Genomic DNA, 591 nt, shown 5'->3' with positions numbered 1-591 from the left:
GCTTACTTGCTTTTGTTCAAGTAAGCCTTTTACTCAGACTTTTTCAATTTAATAAGAAAATGGCTCTATCACGATTACCACTCCCCCATCAGCTTGAAAGTCTCTTCAGTTTTCAGCTTGTTTTTATATTGTTAAAGAGCAAATTAGATATGACGCTTTGCGTCTTATCATTACTAAATTCTTTCTACTTCCCTTTCACTCTCTTCCCTAAACTAGGCTTATATGTTTAAGGGGATTAATTTAAAAGAACTTACTAATGATTTGGTGGAGATAAGCGGGATCGAACCGCTGACCTCCTGCGTGCAAGGCAGGCGCTCTCCCAGCTGAGCTATATCCCCAATCATTCTCCGCATCACTTGAGTGGTGGGTCTGAGTGGACTTGAACCACCGACCTCACCCTTATCAGGGGTGCGCTCTAACCACCTGAGCTACAGACCCTCAAGGATTCGGGTTATTCTTCATTTGCTATTTATTGTCTAACATCAATCATCACAATCTGTGTGAGCACTCATCTATCCAGTCTTATAAGGAGGTGATCCAACCGCAGGTTCCCCTACGGTTACCTTGTTACGACTTCACCCCAGTCATGAA

1 protein-coding gene, 2 tRNA genes and 1 rRNA gene are annotated in these 591 nt (G+C 42.8%); 1 reads left to right on the top strand and 3 read right to left on the bottom strand.

Annotated features, from left to right (window positions below; all coding sequences use genetic code 11):
• On the top strand, window positions 1-230 hold a 230-nt coding region (locus tag ACNAV8_RS11600), incomplete at its 5' end, for a hypothetical protein (RefSeq protein ID WP_415777754.1).
• 32 nt (window positions 231-262) lie between these two features.
• Here the strand turns inward: ACNAV8_RS11600 and ACNAV8_RS11595 are convergent.
• The 3 genes from ACNAV8_RS11595 to ACNAV8_RS11585 all read right to left on the bottom strand — a co-directional run.
• Window positions 263-338 (bottom strand) — tRNA-Ala (locus ACNAV8_RS11595).
• 23 nt (window positions 339-361) lie between these two features.
• Window positions 362-438: transfer RNA gene (locus ACNAV8_RS11590), tRNA-Ile, on the bottom strand.
• A gap of 87 nt (window positions 439-525) precedes the next feature.
• Window positions 526-591: ribosomal RNA gene (locus ACNAV8_RS11585) — 16S ribosomal RNA — on the bottom strand; the annotation flags it as partial.

This window comes from Avibacterium endocarditidis (genome assembly GCF_965138825.1).
Classification (GTDB): Bacteria; Pseudomonadota; Gammaproteobacteria; order Enterobacterales; family Pasteurellaceae; genus Avibacterium; species Avibacterium endocarditidis.
Note: the sequence above shows the minus strand (reverse complement) of the source record. Positions and strands in the feature narration are given on the sequence as shown.